We start from the raw sequence: 14472 nt of genomic DNA on the forward strand, positions 1-14472 counted from the left end.
GTTTGAGGCGCTGGGGGTACCCCCAGCGGTAGCTGGGGGAGGGTGCGGGGGCGGAGCCCCCGAAGGGGGTGCGGGGGCGCAGCCCCGCGGCGGGGGCCGGGGCCGCAGGCCCCGGTTTCGGGAAGGGGCGGGGAGGGGACGGGCTCCGCGCAGCGGCCACCCGCACCGCCAGGACGGCGCAGCGGCAGCGGCAGCGGGAGCGGCAGCGGCAGCGCGACGGCAGGGCCCGCCGCGGGGCCGTCTCGCGGGGTGGAAACCCCGGCCGGTGCTGCGCGGGCGGCGACTACCCTGGGCGGCATGACCTCGCTCGATGCCACCACCTCCCCCGTCCAGGCCACCGCACACCGCGCCCGCACCGCCGCCGCGACCCTGGCCCCGCTCCCGCGGTCCGCCAAGGACACCGCGCTGCTGGCGATCGCCGACGCGCTGGAGGCCCGTACGGCCGAGATCGTCACCGCCAACGCCGTCGACACCGACAAGGCCCGCGCCGCCGGCACCAGCGAGACCGTCATCGACCGGCTGACCCTCACCCCGGAGCGGGTCGCCGCCATCGCCTCCGACGTGCGCGACGTGGCCGCCCTCCCCGACCCGGTGGGCGAGGTCGTCCGCGGCTCGACCCTCCCCAACGGCATCGACCTGCGCCAGGTCCGCGTCCCGCTCGGCGTCGTCGGCATCATCTACGAGGCCCGCCCCAACGTCACCGTCGACGCCGCGGCCCTCTGCCTGAAGTCCGGCAACGCCGTCCTGCTGCGCGGCAGCTCCTCCGCCTACGCCTCCAACACGGCGCTCGTCGCGATCCTCCGCGACGCCGTCGCGTCCGCCGGCCTGCCCGCGGACGCGATCCAGCTGGTGCCCGGCGAGTCCCGCGACTCCGTCCGCGAGCTGATGCGCGCCCGCGGCCTCGTCGACGTCCTCATCCCGCGCGGCGGCGCCTCCCTCATCAAGACCGTCGTCGAGGAGTCCACCGTCCCGGTCATCGAGACCGGTACCGGCAACTGCCACGTCTACGTGGACGCGGAAGCCGACCTCGGCATGGCCGTGGAGATCCTCGTCAACTCCAAGGCCCAGCGCCCCTCCGTCTGCAACGCCGCCGAGACCCTCCTCGTCCACCGGGACATCGCCGACAGGTTCCTGCCGCTCGCCCTCGACGCGCTCGCCGAGGCCGGCGTCACCGTCCACGGCGACGAGCGCGTCCTGGCCGCCGCCGAGGACTCCAAGGTGACCGCCGTGCCCGCCACCGACGAGGACTGGGCGGCCGAGTACCTCTCGTACGACATCGCCGCGGGCGTCGTGGACTCCCTCGACGACGCCGTCGCCCACATCCGCCGCTGGACCTCCGGCCACACCGAAGCGATCGTCACCACCTCGCAGGCCGCCGCCCGCCGCTTCACCCAACTGGTCGACTCCACCACGGTCGCCGTGAACGCATCCACCCGGTTCACGGACGGTGGCCAGTTCGGCTTCGGCGCGGAGATCGGGATCTCCACCCAGAAGCTGCACGCCCGCGGCCCCATGGGCCTCCCGGAGCTCACCTCCACCAAGTACATCGTCACCGGCGACGGTCACACCCGGTAGCCGCCCGGCCCACGCGGTGTGGCCGGATTTCGCCGACACGCTGCCCAAAGCAGCCCCCCAGGTCTACGCTGTTGCTGTGCCGGACGACGTGGGGGGCAAGTTCCCGGACAGCGGGGAGCCCGACGACGACCGCGGAGGCGCGGAGCAGGACTTCGCCTCCGTGGTGTTCGACGAGGACTTCGTACGGGCCGCCGAGATCCATGAACCCAGCGCGGCCGAGCGCCAGCGCGCCGCCGACCGGGCCCGCGCCGAGGCCGAGGCCGCCCGCGCCGTCGCCGGCGGCTGGACCTCCGACGAGGACTACGAGCCGTACGGCTACGGCCGCCCCGACGGATACGGCACCGACGAGGCCGGCTGGGAGCAGGTCCACGCCCACGGCTGCCCCGACGGCCCCTACGGGGCCTACGGCGGCAGCCTGCGCCCCTACCGCGGCCGCTCCCCGTGGCTGCGCCCCGTCGCCTGGGTCCTCGCCTTCGTCATGGGCCTCGGCATGGTCGCCCTGGCCTTCAGCGCCGTCTACCGCAGCGCCTCGGGCAAGTCCGAGCCCGCTCCCGCGCCCGCCAGCACCCCGCTGACCGAAGTCACCGGCGCCGGGGCGTTTATGGACCGCGTCGGCCGCCAACCCTGAAGGTACGACCCCACTTCCGTTCACCGGAGCCGGGGGCTTCTCTGAAGCGGGGACAGCGGGAGAAGCGATGGCCGTGCCAGCAGATCCACCCGACAACACCCCCGACGGCTTCGGCGGGGGCGACGACGAATTCCGGTCGGACGAATACCGGGCGGTGGTCTTCGACGAGGACTTCGTCCGCGCTGCCCGGCTCCAGGAGTTCTCGGCCCAGGAGCGCATGGGCGAGCACGCGCGGGCCGTTCGCAGCCGCTCCATCTGGTCCGGCAGCGGCCCCTCCCGGCCCCGGACCGGCACACCGGGCCGCGCCGCCCGGCAGGGCATGGCGCTCGTGCTGCTCATCGCGGTGGCCTTCGCCGCCGCCGTGTACATGGGCCTGCGCAATCCGGCCACACCGCTGCCCGAGCGCCACACCGAACCGCTGAGCAGCACCGTCGTCCCGCTCGCGCCGGCCGGCCCGGTGCCCGGGGGGCGGCCCGCCGACCTGTTCGCCCACAGCCCGGCGGCCGACTACCGCATCGGCGCGGCCGGGATCACCCTGCCCGCCGCGCGCCGCACCCACCACTTCACCGAGGGCCAGGTCGTGACCGCCCTGTCCGTCGCCAAGGACTACCTCGTGCAGTCCTCGCTGGACCCCGACGTCCTGGCCGGGGCCGCCACCCGGCCGGTGCGGGTCCTGCTCGACCCGGACCAGCTGGCCCAGTTCGACCGCAGCATGACCTCGCCCTCCGGCGACGGCCGCCACGCGGCCACCGGATGGCTCGTCCGCTTCGACCAGAACACCGCCGTCGTCGCCGACCCGCGGGTCCGGGTGAACGGGGCGCTCGTCTACGACGAGGTCTCCCCGGACGTGCTGGAGGTCGTCACCGACCACACCTTCGTGTACGCCGTCCGGCCGGCCACCGGGGCGCCCGCCCCCGCGGACGGCGCCTCGCTCTTCACCGTCCGCCGCGAGCTGCGGCTGCGCTTCGACCGGGAGGACCTCACGGCCCGCCGGGCGGAGCTGGCCGCCGCCTACGTGATGGCGGGACCGCAGGACTGCTCCGCCGAGCCCGCGGCGGGCTTCCGCCCGGCGACGGCCGGCACCGGGCCCACCACGGTCGGCCCGGCCGCGAGCGACCCGTACGCCAGCGGCCGTCCCCGCCGCACCGCCGGACTGTGCGGGGTCCTGGCTCCGGATGCGGGTGCGACGCCCCCCGTCAGCCCTGCTCCGTAGCGCTCCCGCCGCCGGGGGCGCCGTAGGCACCGGATCCGCCGGGGGAGCCGGCCCCGCCGCTGCCGCCGGTGAACTTCTCCCGCAGCTTCCCGCCCAGATCGGCCGTACCGCCCGCGATGTCGCCCACCAGCTTCATCAGCGGGTCCTTGCTGGTGCGCACCGAGTCGGCGTAGTGCGCGGCCGACTGGCGGAAGGAGTCCGAGACGGAGGCGTCCTTGTCCTCGTCGCGCCGCGGGTAGTGGCCGTCCATGATCCGCTGGAAGTCCCGGCTCTGCGACCACTTCTTCAGCTCGGCCGCCCGCACCGTGGTGAAGGGGTGCGTCCGCGGCAGCACGTTGAGGATCTTCAGGACGGAGTCGCGCAGGTCGCCGCTCGCCTCGTACTCCTCGGCCTGCGCCAGGAAGGAGTCCACGTTCATCTCGTGCAGGTGGTTGCCGCCGGCGATCTTCATCAGACCCCGCATCGAGGCCTGCACGTCCTGCCCGACCAGCAGGCCCGCCCGGTCCGCCGACAGCTCCGACTTGCGGAACCACTCCCGCAGCGCCGTCACGATCGCGGTGATCGCCACCGTGCCCAGCGGGATCCACGCCACCTTCAGCGCCAGGCCCGTCAGGAACAGCAGCACCGTGCGGTACACGGAGTGGCCCGACAGCGCGTGGCCCACCTCGTGGCCCACGACCGCCCGCATCTCCTCCTCGTCCAGCAGCTCCACCAGAGCGGTGGTCACCACGATGATCGGCTCGTCCAGCCCAATGCACATGGCGTTCGGCTTCGGATCCTGCTGCACGTACATCTGCGGGACCTTCTCCAGGTCCAGCACCCAACAGGCGTCCCGCAGCATCGCGTACAGGTGCGGGAACTGCGTCTCGCCCACCCGCACCGAGTCCGACAGGAACAGCAGCCGCAGGCTGCGCTCCGGCAGCAACCCGCTCAGGGCCTTGAACACCGTGTCGAACCCGCTCAGCCTGCGCAGCGCCACCAGGGCCGACCGGTCCGCCGGATGCTCGTACGCCCGCGACGAGATGCCCTCGAACCGCCTGCGCTCCCGCGCCGGCACCTTCTCGAAACCCGTACCGCCCATAACGCCTCCCCCTAGATCGGCCGGCTCGCTTCCGGCGTCTATCCTCTCCAACGCCTGAGTCGGCGCGAGCGTGCCCCAGGCCCCCGCATACGATGTGAGCGAAGTCTCCGCCCGCTCCCCGACCGGATAGGTACCTGCCTGATGAGCCTCACCTCCACCGCCCACGACCTGGTGCTCCTCGCATCGGAGGGCGCCGAGCAGCACGGCGGCAACCACGACAGCCTGAACCCGTACCTGACCGGCGGCGGCGCGTTCGTCGTGCTGCTCCTCATGCTGTGGGTCACCACCCGCCTGAACCGCGACCGCTGACCCGGGCTCGTACAGGCGCGCGCATGCGGGTCCGCACCGCTCCGCCGGGCCAGTAGGCTCTGCGCTCATGGGAGAGCAGGAGATGCCTACCGGCCCGGTCAAGCGCCGGCTCGGCGTGATGGGCGGGACGTTCGACCCGATCCACCACGGACACCTGGTGGCCGCCAGTGAAGTGGCCGCCCTGTTCCACCTCGACGAGGTGGTCTTCGTACCGACCGGCCAGCCGTGGCAGAAGTCCCAGCGGGCCGTGTCGCCCGCCGAGGACCGCTACCTGATGACGGTTATCGCGACGGCCTCGAACCCGCAGTTCTCGGTCAGCCGCATCGACATCGACCGCGGCGGCCCGACGTACACGATCGACACCCTCCGGGACCTGACCGCGCTCAACCCGGACGCCGACCTGTTCTTCATCACCGGCGCCGACGCCCTCGCGCAGATCCTCACCTGGCGCAACGCCGACGAGCTGTTCTCCCTCGCCCACTTCATCGGGGTGACCCGCCCGGGCCACCACCTCACCGACGACGGGCTGCCCGAGGGCGGGGTCTCGCTCGTCGAGGTGCCCGCGCTCGCGATCTCCTCCACGGACTGCCGCACGCGGGTGGCCCAGGGCGACCCGGTCTGGTACCTGGTACCCGACGGTGTGGTGCGCTACATCGACAAGCGTGAGCTGTACCGGGGAACCTGAGCTTTCCGGAAGAGAGGGGCCCCGCGGTGAACGACCGACAGGAGCCGTACGACCCGTACGCCGCCCAGGAGCAGCAGCTCATCGGATACGACGCGTACGGGCAGCCGGTGTACGGCCACGTGCCCGCACAGCCCGCCGCCCCGCAGGCCCCGCCCTACGGCGCGGCCTACGGGCAGCAGCAGTACGGCCACGACCCGTCCTACGGCGGGGGGCAGCAGTACTACGCCCAGGAGTACGCCCCGCAGGACCCCTCCCAGGCCCCCGCCGCCGGGTACGACGCCGGCTACGGCTACGGCAATGCCTACGGAAACCCCCACGGCACCGCCCACGGCACGGCCTACGACACCGCCTACGACGCGGGGCACCTCCAGCAGGCCCAGCAGCAGGCCCAGGCGCAGGCCGAGCAGGCGCCGCCGCGGTCCCAGCCGTGGATCCCGCAGCAGGCCGCCCCCCAGGCCGGCCCCCACCCCGTACCGCAGCCGCAGCCCGACCGGGGCCCGGACGCCGGCGACGGCGAGGCACAGGCCCCGGACTACCGCACCGAGCAGTTCGCCTTCCTCGACCAGCCGGACGAGGAGTCCGAGGACGTCATCGACTGGCTCAAGTTCACCGAGAGCCGCACCGAGCGCCGCGAGGAGGCCCGCCGCCGCGGCCGCAACCGCGTGGTGGCCCTGATCGTCGTCCTCGCCCTGTTCGTCGTCGGCGGCCTCGGCTGGCTCTGGTACACGGGCAGGCTGCCCTTCCTCGACGGCCCGGGCAGGGCCGGGAAGCCCGCGGCCGCCTCCGGGCCGCAGAAGCGCGACATGATCGTCGTGCACGTCCACAACACCAAGAAGGGCGGCACCTCCACCCTGCTGCTCGTGGACAACGTGACCACGCAGAAGGGCGCCACCGTCCTGCTGCCGAACGCCCTCGGCGTCCCCAAGGACGACGGCAGCGCCGCCGCCCTCGGCAAGGCCGTCGAGGAAGGCGGCCTCGGCGTGCGCGAATCCCTCGACTCGGTGCTCGGCACCCGCATCGGCGGCACCTGGCGCCTCGATACGCCCTTCCTGGAGAACCTGGTCGAGCTGGTCGGCGGGATCGAGGTCGACACCGACACCGCCGTCCCCGCCGACGACGCCGTCAAGGCGCCGGCCGTGGCCCAGGGCGCCAAGCAGCACCTCAGCGGGGCCATGGCCGTCGCCTACGCCATGCACCGCGGCCAGGGCGAGCCCGAGGCCAAGCAGCTGGACCGGCTCGGCAAGGTGCTCTACGGGGTGCTGCGCAAGATCTCCGGCGACCCGAAGGCGGCCACCGTGACGGTGGAGAGCATGGGCCAGATCCTCGACCCGTCGCTGAACGCCCAGAGCCTGGGCACCCTGCTGGCCCGGCTCGGCGAGCACGCCAAGGAGGGCCCCGCCGGCTACCGCACCGACGTGCTCGGGGTGAAGCCGGACGGCACCCTCACCGACGACGCCAACAAGAACGTGGTCAAGGAGGTGCTCGGCGGCAGCTTCACCGCCGCCCCGGCCGGCTCCGCGCCGCGCGTGGGCCTGCGCGACGCGACCGGGGACGACAAGACGCAGGTGGCGGCGAAGGCCGCGCTGCTCAACGGCGGCTACACCTTCGTCGACGGCGGCAGGGCCGACCGCACGCAGCCGGCCACGCAGATCACGTACCAGGACGACGCCCAGCGCGCCAGGGCCGTCGAGGTCGCCAAGACGCTGGGCCTGCCGGAGACGGCGGTCAAGAAGGGCGAGAACGCGGTCAACGCGGACGTGGTGGTCACGCTGGGCAAGGACTACAAACCGTCCTGACCGTCCCCGCCCGCCCGCGCGGTCCGTTCCGCGCGGGCGGCGTCGGCGGTACATGAGACCCTTGTAGGGATCTGCCCGCCAACCCGAAAGCATGGCCAGTGACCGCCACGGACCGCTCCATCGAGCTCATCACCACCGCCGCCCAGGCGGCGGCCGACCGGCTCGCGCACGACATCATCGCGTACGACGTCAGCGACGTGCTGTCGATCACCGATGCCTTCCTGCTCGCCTCGGCGCCCAACGACCGCCAGGTCAAGTCGATCGTCGACGAGATCGAGGAGCGCCTCCTGAAGGAGCTCGGCGCCAAGCCGGTGCGCCGCGAGGGCGACCGCGACGCCCGCTGGATCCTGCTCGACTACGTCGACATCGTCGTCCACGTCCAGCACAGCGAGGAGCGGGTCTTCTACGCGCTGGAGCGCCTGTGGAAGGACTGCCCCGAGATCGAGCTCCCCGAGGACGCCAAGCTCACCAAGGGCAAGGCCGAGGAGTACGCGAAGCTGCGCGAGGCCCAGGGCGACGACGACCTGGACGGTGATCTGTTCTGAGCGCCGGTACGAGCACCCCGGCCGGCACCCGGACCGGCAGGAAGATCGTCCTGTGGCGGCACGGCCAGACGTCGTGGAACCTCGAGCGCCGCTTCCAGGGCTCCACGGACATCCCGCTGACGGAGACCGGTGTGGCGCAGGCGCGCCGCGCCGCCCGGCTGCTGGCCTCGCTGAAGCCGGACGCCATCGTCGCCTCCGACCTGGTGCGCGCCTCCGCGACGGCCGCCGAGCTGGCCTCCGTGACGGGGCTGCCCGTCGCGCACACCGCCGCGCTGCGCGAGACGTACGCCGGCGAGTGGCAGGGCCTGACCCACGACGAGATCCTCGACAAGCACGGCGAGCAGTACGCGGCCTGGAAGCGCGGCGAGCCCGTCCGCCGCGGCGGCGGCGAGCTGGAGACCGAGGTCGCGGACCGGGCCGCCCCGGTGGTGCTGGAGCACGCCGGACTGCTGCCCGAGGGCGGCACGCTCGTCGTGGTCAGCCACGGCGGCACCATCCGCACGACCATCGGCCGGCTCCTCGGGCTGGAGGCGCACGACTGGGAGAGCCTGGGCGGGCTCTCCAACTGCTGCTGGTCCGTCCTGGGCGAGGGCGCGCGCGGCTGGCGCCTGCTGGAGCACAACGCCGGCACGCTGCCGGAACCGGTGCTCGGCGACGACGACTGAGCCCGTCTCAGGGGCCCCGCCACCCGGATTTCACTTTCCGGGTGGTCACAGGCTAGAGTTCTTCTTGTTCGCAGCGCGGAACACCGGAAACGGGGGAGCGAGGCGGAGAGCGGGGCTATAGCTCAGTTGGTAGAGCGCCTGCATGGCATGCAGGAGGTCAGGAGTTCAATTCTCCTTAGCTCCACAATCAGGATCCCGTCCCCAACAGGGGGCGGGATCCTTTGCGTTTGTTCCTCGGGCGCTTGCTGACCTGCCGCGCACCCGCGTGGCAGAATCGGACGGCCGGAGGGGGAGTCGACGGCCCGACGCGGGAGGGAGTCGCTGACGGATGGGTGCACACCGGCGGCGGTGCGACTGGTGCAACAACGGCACGCCGATCGTGCGGGACATGGACCCGGTCAACCCCGACTACCAGTACTGGTGCGAGGAATGCGCGCGGGCGCTGATCATCAAGGGCGACCCCATCGAGACGTACCGCGAGCTGGAGGGCGAGCCGATCTACGGCCGGCTCCTCGACGAGCACTGCACGCTCAAGCGCTTCTACCAATTCGCCCGGGCCTAGCCGGGGTCGGCCCCACTGCGGCGAAACGGACAAAGTGGACCCATCTGTCCCACCGGGAAACCCGTTTTTGGACCTGGGCCGGAACCGTGTAATGTTCTGGGTGTCGCCAGGGGGGAACCGGCAAGGGAAACCGAGAAGGGGCCCGGCGGCAGAGAGAAGCAAGGGGCTATAGCTCAGTTGGTAGAGCGCCTGCATGGCATGCAGGAGGTCAGGAGTTCAATTCTCCTTAGCTCCACAGTGTGGAAGAGGGCCACCCGGATCGGGTGGCCCTCTTCTCGTTGTGCGGAACGACCGAGCGGCCGTCGGGACCGCTGCGGTACCCTGGCGCCATGCGTGCCGTACGCCTTCTGCTTACCGAGCCGCGCTGATCAGTGCCGACCCCGAGACGGTCGGCATCGGCGCGGCGCCCCCTCCTGTGCGAGGGGTTTTTTCGTTTGAGCGAGCAGAGACGGCAGAGACGATCGATGGAGCTTCCGAAAACATGAGCGAGACGAACACCCCGGCCCCCGAGGCGGCCGAGGCGCACCGTTACACGGCTGCCATGGCCGCCGACATCGAGGCACGCTGGCAGGACGTATGGGACGCGCAGGGCACCTACGAGGCCCCGAACCCGACCGGTGACCTGGCCGGGGACGCGGAGGTCGTCGCACGCCCCAAGAAGTTCATCATGGACATGTTCCCGTACCCGTCGGGTGCGGGCCTGCACGTCGGCCACCCCCTCGGCTACATCGCCACGGACGTCTTCGCCCGCCACCAGCGGATGACCGGCCACAACGTCCTGCACACCCTGGGCTTCGACGCCTTCGGCCTGCCGGCCGAGCAGTACGCCGTCCAGACGGGCACGCACCCGCGCGTGTCCACCGAGGCGAACATCGAGAACATGAAGGCCCAGCTGCGCCGCCTGGGCCTGGGCCATGACAAGCGCCGGTCCTTCGCGACGATCGACCCGGACTACTACAAGTGGACCCAGTGGATCTTCCTGCAGATCTACAACTCCTGGTACGACACCGACGCGAAGAAGGCCCGCCCGATCGCCGAGCTGGTCGCCGCGTTCGCGGACGGCTCCCGCGAGGTCCCGGGCGGGCGCTCCTGGGACGCGCTGACCGCCGCCGAGCGGGCCGACGTCCTGAACGAGTACCGGCTGGCGTACGCCTCGGACGCGCCCGTCAACTGGTGCCCCGGCCTGGGCACCGTGCTGGCCAACGAGGAGGTCACCGCGGACGGCCGCTCCGAGCGCGGCAACTTCCCGGTCTTCAAGTCCCGGCTGAGCCAGTGGAACATGCGGATCACCGCGTACGCCGACCGGCTGCTGGACGACCTGGACGCGCTGGACTGGCCCGAGGCCATCAAGCTGCAGCAGCGGAACTGGATCGGCCGCTCCGAGGGCGCCCGTGTCGACTTCGCCGTCGGCGACGACGCGATCACCGTCTTCACCACCCGCCCCGACACCCTGTTCGGCGCCACCTACATGGTGCTGGCGCCCGAGCACCCGCTGGTCGAGAAGATCGTCCCGGCCGAGTGGCCCGAGGGCACCCACCAGGTGTGGACCGGCGGCGCCGCGACCCCCGGCGAGGCCGTGGACGCGTACCGCAAGCAGGCCGCCGCCAAGTCCGACGTCGAGCGCCAGGCCGAGGCCAAGGACAAGACCGGCGTCTTCACCGGCGCCTACGCGACCAACCCGGTCAGCGGCGCCCTCGTCCCAGTCTTCATCGCCGACTACGTCCTGATGGGCTACGGCACCGGCGCCATCATGGCCGTACCCGCGCACGACTCCCGCGACTTCGCCTTCGCGCAGGCCTTCGAGCTGCCGGTGCGCTGCGTCGTGGAGCCCACCGACGACCGCGACGCCGACCCGGCCGAGTGGGAGGACGCCTTCACCTCGTACGACGGCACCCTGGTCAACTCCACCGGCGAGGGCATCTCCCTGGACGGCCTGGGCGTCGTCGAGGCGAAGGCCGCCATCACCGCCTGGCTGTCCGAGCGGGGCATCGGCGAGGGCACCGTCAACTTCCGGCTGCGGGACTGGCTGTTCAGCCGCCAGCGCTACTGGGGCGAGCCCTTCCCGATCGTCTACGACGAGGACGGCGTCGCGCACGCCCTGCCGGAGTCGATGCTGCCGCTGGAGCTGCCCGAGGTCGAGGACTACTCGCCGCGCACCTTCGAGCCCGACGACGCGTCCTCCAAGCCGGAGACCCCGCTGTCGCGCAACGAGGCCTGGGTCAACGTCGAGCTGGACCTGGGCGACGGGCGCGGCGTGCGCTCGTACCGCCGCGAGACCAACACCATGCCGAACTGGGCCGGCTCCTGCTGGTACGAGCTGCGCTACCTGGACCCGCACAACGCGTCCGCGCTGGTCGACCCGGAGATCGAGCAGTACTGGATGGGCCCGCGCGAGGGCGCGCCGCACGGCGGCGTCGACCTGTACGTGGGCGGCGCCGAGCACGCGGTGCTGCACCTGCTGTACGCCCGCTTCTGGTCGAAGGTGCTGTTCGACCTGGGCCACGTCTCCTCGGCGGAGCCGTTCCACAAGCTGTTCAACCAGGGCATGATCCAGGCGTACGCGTACACCGACGCACGCGGCGTCTACGTGCCGGCGGCCGAGGTCGAGGAGCGCGACGGCGGCTACTTCTACCAGGGCCAGCCGGTCAAGCGCGAGCACGGCAAGATGGGCAAGTCCCTGAAGAACGCCGTCACCCCGGACGAGATCTGCGAGGAGTACGGCGCGGACACGCTGCGCCTGTACGAGATGGCGATGGGCCCGCTGGACGTCTCGCGCCCGTGGGACACGCGTGCCGTGGTCGGCCAGTACCGGCTGCTGCAGCGGCTGTGGCGCAACATCGTGGACGAGGAGACGGGCGCCGTCACCGTCGTCGACGGCGAGCCCGGCGAGGACACCCTGCGCGCGCTGCACAAGGCGATCGACGGGGCCGGTGCGGACATGGCGGGCCTGCGCTTCAACACCGCCATCGCCAAGATCACCGAGCTGAACAACTTCCTGACCAAGGCGGGCCGCCCGCTGGAGCGCTCGGTCGCCGAGCGGCTGGTCCTGCTGGTCGCCCCGCTGGCCCCGCACATCGCGGAGGAGCTGTGGCACCGCCTGGGCCACACCGATTCGGTGGTCCACCAGGACTTCCCGGTCGCGGACCCGGCGTACGTCGTGGACGAGACCGTGACCTGCGTCGTCCAGGTCAAGGGCAAGGTCAAGGCCCGCCTGGAGGTGCCGCCGGCGATCTCCGAGGGTGAGCTGGAGCAGCTGGCACTGGCCGACGAGGCGGTCGTGGCGGCGCTGGGCGGGGCCGAGATCCGCAAGGTGATCGTCCGCGCGCCGAAGCTGGTGAACATCGTCGTGTGACGCGGGGCGCCGGCGCTGTGCCGGCGCTGTAGGGGTCTTCCCGTACGGGCAGGTTGGGGGTTCGTTTGGAACCCCCGGCCTGCCCGTGGCGTTTACGGTGGAGGGGAGGGAATCGGCAGGGGAAGGGGGCCTCGTGGAGGCTGGCGTGTTGATCATCATCTTTGCCCTGGTGATGCTGTTCGCCGTCCTGGGACTGGGGGTGTGGGCCACGGCGAAGGCGGTGGGCGCGGCGAAGCGCGGCGTCGACCGGACGATCACCCAGGCCCGCCGGACCGTGGAGGACGCGGCGCTGAAGGCCAAGAGCATCGGCCAGGTCGGGGTCGGCGGGGCGCTGGCGCAGCTGCGGCTGGACCTGAGGACCTCGATGCGGGCGACGCGGGAGGCCCTGGACGAGGGCGTGCGGACGGATCCGTCCCTGAAGGAGTCCCTTGACCTGTTCCGGCAGCTCAGCGCGCACGGGCACAAGCTGGACGACGAGCTCAGGCGGATGGAGCAGGAGCCGGACCGGGCGCGTGTCGCGACTGCCGTGCCCGGGCTGAAGGAGCGGGTCGCCAGGATCACGCAGGCCGCGGACTCACTGCGGTGGGCGGCCCGGGAGCGGGCCCGCCGCTTCGCCGACGACGACCTGGCACACCTTTCGGCGCAGATCGAGGTCGAGTCCGGCGCGCTGCGGGACTGGGCCTCCCGGCGGGACGCCGCCGACGACCTGGCCGCTGCTGCGGCGCAGTGGGAGGCGGAGGCCGGGGCCCCGGGAGCGGGGGCTCCGGAGGGCCCGGGCGGCCAGGGAGCTTCGCGGGCTCCGGGGGCGGCGGGTGGTTCCGGCCGGGCGTCGGGGCAGGGCACGCCGGCCTTGGACCCGTCCGCGCCGGCACCGCAGTACCCCTGGCAGAAGAGCCGGCGGCCCGAGGCGACGACCTGAGGGCCGGGCGGCCGGGCGCGGACGTCCGGTGGCGGTCGGTGTCGGGGCGCTGAACGGGGCGTGACGGTGGCGGCAGGAGGGGTCGGGCTGCCGCGGCGCCCCCTCTGGCGGTAACCTCCGGCTCATGTCCCGCCATGTCGCGATCGTCACCGATTCCACGGCCTACCTGCCCCCCCAGGCCATGGCGCGGCACGGAATCACCTCCGTCCCGCTGACCGTGGTCCTCGGGGACGAGGCCCTCGAGGAGGGCACCGAGATCTCGGCGCGCAGCCTGGCCCTGGCCCTGCAGAAGCGCCGCTCGGTGACCACCTCCCGGCCCGGTCCGGAGGAGTTCGTACGGGCCTACCGGGCGGCCGCGGAGGCCGGTGCGTCCGGCATCGTCAGCCTGCACCTCTCCTCGGACTTCTCCGGCACCTACGACGCCGCCGTGCTGGCGGCGAAGACGGCGCCCGTGCCCGTGCGCGTGGTCGACACCGGCATGGTCGCCATGGCGCTGGGGTTCTGCGCCCTGGCCGCCGCCGAGACCGCGGAGTCCGGCGGCTCCCTCGACGAGGCCGTGGCCGCCGCCGAGAAGCGGGCCGCGGACATGTCGGCCTACTTCTACGTGGACACCCTGGACTACCTCCGGCGCGGCGGCCGCATCGGGGCCGCGCAGGCCCTGCTCGGCTCGGCCCTGGCCGTGAAGCCGCTGCTCACGCTGGACGGCGGGCGCATCGAGATGCTGGAGAAGGTGCGGACGGCGTCCAAGGCCATCGCGCGCCTGGAGGAGCTGGCGGTGGAGCGGGCCGGGGCGGCGAGCGTGGACGTGGCGGTGCACCACCTGGCGGCGCCGGAACGGGCGGAGAAGCTGGCGCAGCGGCTGCGCGAGCGCATCCCGGGCCTGGTCGAGCTGCACGTGAGCGAGGTCGGAGCGGTGATCGGCGCGCACACCGGGCCGGGCCTGCTGGCGGCGGTGGTCTCGCCGCGCTGATCCCACGCGCCACGCCGGTTGCCGCGGCTGATCCCCTGCCGGTTGCCCGGGTCGGTCCTCGGCCGATGGGCGGGGCCGGTCCTCTGCCGGTTGCCCGGGTCGGTCCTCGGCCGATGGGCGGGGCCGGTCACCGGAACGGGTGGCGGAGATATCCACAACCGTGGGGATATCC

Annotated in this window: 13 protein-coding genes and 2 tRNA genes; 14 read left to right on the top strand and 1 reads right to left on the bottom strand. The window is 72.6% G+C overall.

Annotated elements, in window-relative coordinates:
* Positions 1–297 precede the first annotated feature (297 nt).
* From AB0953_RS15580 to AB0953_RS15590, 3 genes are all read left to right on the top strand, one after another.
* Positions 298–1575 (top strand): glutamate-5-semialdehyde dehydrogenase, encoded by a 1278-nt coding sequence (locus tag AB0953_RS15580; RefSeq protein WP_366859989.1) that lies wholly within the window; start codon positions 298–300, stop codon positions 1573–1575.
* 76 nt (positions 1576–1651) lie between these two features.
* Positions 1652–2203 carry a hypothetical protein gene (locus AB0953_RS15585; RefSeq protein ID WP_366859990.1) on the top strand — a complete coding sequence of 184 codons (552 nt, stop codon included), beginning with the start codon at positions 1652–1654 and terminating at the stop codon, positions 2201–2203.
* A 67-nt stretch (positions 2204–2270) separates the two neighbouring features.
* Positions 2271–3416: a hypothetical protein gene (locus tag AB0953_RS15590; RefSeq protein ID WP_366859991.1), complete on the top strand. Its 1146-nt coding sequence runs from the start codon at positions 2271–2273 to the stop codon at positions 3414–3416.
* On the opposite strand, the gene AB0953_RS15595 is transcribed toward AB0953_RS15590, so the two are convergent.
* Entirely contained in the window at positions 3400–4497 is a 1098-nt protein-coding gene (locus AB0953_RS15595) for a M48 family metallopeptidase (protein ID WP_366859992.1), read from the bottom strand. The two genes, AB0953_RS15590 and AB0953_RS15595, sit on opposite strands and share 17 nt — an antisense overlap.
* 141 nt (positions 4498–4638) lie before the next feature.
* Between AB0953_RS15595 and AB0953_RS15600 the strand changes: the two genes are divergently transcribed.
* From AB0953_RS15600 to AB0953_RS15650, 11 genes are all read left to right on the top strand, one after another.
* Positions 4639–4806: a hypothetical protein gene (locus AB0953_RS15600; protein ID WP_366859993.1), complete on the top strand. Its 168-nt coding sequence runs from the start codon at positions 4639–4641 to the stop codon at positions 4804–4806.
* Positions 4807–4873: 67 nt separating this feature from the next.
* Positions 4874–5491 (top strand): nicotinate-nucleotide adenylyltransferase, encoded by a 618-nt coding sequence (gene nadD / locus AB0953_RS15605; protein ID WP_366859994.1) that lies wholly within the window; start codon positions 4874–4876, stop codon positions 5489–5491.
* Positions 5492–5517: 26 nt separating this feature from the next.
* Positions 5518–7287, top strand: a complete 1770-nt coding sequence (locus tag AB0953_RS15610; RefSeq protein WP_366859995.1) for an LCP family protein — start codon at positions 5518–5520, stop codon at positions 7285–7287.
* A gap of 98 nt (positions 7288–7385) precedes the next feature.
* A complete protein-coding gene (rsfS, locus tag AB0953_RS15615; RefSeq protein ID WP_114057521.1) occupies positions 7386–7832 on the top strand; it encodes a ribosome silencing factor in 447 nt (148 codons plus the stop codon).
* Positions 7829–8497 (top strand): histidine phosphatase family protein, encoded by a 669-nt coding sequence (locus tag AB0953_RS15620; RefSeq protein WP_366860227.1) that lies wholly within the window; start codon positions 7829–7831, stop codon positions 8495–8497. The genes rsfS and AB0953_RS15620 overlap by 4 nt, the downstream gene beginning before the upstream one ends.
* A 111-nt stretch (positions 8498–8608) precedes the next feature.
* A tRNA-Ala gene (locus tag AB0953_RS15625) sits at positions 8609–8681 on the top strand.
* Positions 8682–8825: 144 nt separating this feature from the next.
* Positions 8826–9059 (top strand): hypothetical protein, encoded by a 234-nt coding sequence (locus AB0953_RS15630; protein WP_008738908.1) that lies wholly within the window; start codon positions 8826–8828, stop codon positions 9057–9059.
* 162 nt (positions 9060–9221) lie between these two features.
* Positions 9222–9294: transfer RNA gene (locus AB0953_RS15635), tRNA-Ala, on the top strand.
* A gap of 246 nt (positions 9295–9540) precedes the next feature.
* Positions 9541–12411: a leucine--tRNA ligase gene (gene leuS, locus AB0953_RS15640; RefSeq protein ID WP_366859996.1), complete on the top strand. Its 2871-nt coding sequence runs from the start codon at positions 9541–9543 to the stop codon at positions 12409–12411.
* A 133-nt stretch (positions 12412–12544) separates the two neighbouring features.
* The gene (locus tag AB0953_RS15645) at positions 12545–13330 is read left to right on the top strand and encodes a hypothetical protein (protein ID WP_366859997.1); all 786 of its coding nucleotides are present in this window, start codon (positions 12545–12547) and stop codon (positions 13328–13330) included.
* Between the two features lie 124 nt (positions 13331–13454).
* Positions 13455–14300 (top strand): DegV family protein, encoded by an 846-nt coding sequence (locus tag AB0953_RS15650; protein ID WP_366859998.1) that lies wholly within the window; start codon positions 13455–13457, stop codon positions 14298–14300.
* Positions 14301–14472 lie beyond the last annotated feature (172 nt).

The organism is Streptomyces sp. NPDC046866, assembly GCF_040704625.1.
Classification (GTDB): domain Bacteria; phylum Actinomycetota; class Actinomycetes; order Streptomycetales; family Streptomycetaceae; genus Streptomyces.

Coding starts and splice junctions, on each gene's coding strand:
- nadD (WP_366859994.1), top strand. CDS start 4,874: ATGGGAGAGCAGGAGATGCCTACCGGCCCGGTCAAGCGCCGGCTCGGC.
- AB0953_RS15580 (WP_366859989.1), top strand. CDS start 298: ATGACCTCGCTCGATGCCACCACCTCCCCCGTCCAGGCCACCGCACAC.
- AB0953_RS15630 (WP_008738908.1), top strand. CDS start 8,826: ATGGGTGCACACCGGCGGCGGTGCGACTGGTGCAACAACGGCACGCCG.
- AB0953_RS15650 (WP_366859998.1), top strand. CDS start 13,455: ATGTCCCGCCATGTCGCGATCGTCACCGATTCCACGGCCTACCTGCCC.
- AB0953_RS15595 (WP_366859992.1), bottom strand. CDS start 4,497: ATGGGCGGTACGGGTTTCGAGAAGGTGCCGGCGCGGGAGCGCAGGCGG.
- AB0953_RS15600 (WP_366859993.1), top strand. CDS start 4,639: ATGAGCCTCACCTCCACCGCCCACGACCTGGTGCTCCTCGCATCGGAG.
- AB0953_RS15590 (WP_366859991.1), top strand. CDS start 2,271: ATGGCCGTGCCAGCAGATCCACCCGACAACACCCCCGACGGCTTCGGC.
- leuS (WP_366859996.1), top strand. CDS start 9,541: ATGAGCGAGACGAACACCCCGGCCCCCGAGGCGGCCGAGGCGCACCGT.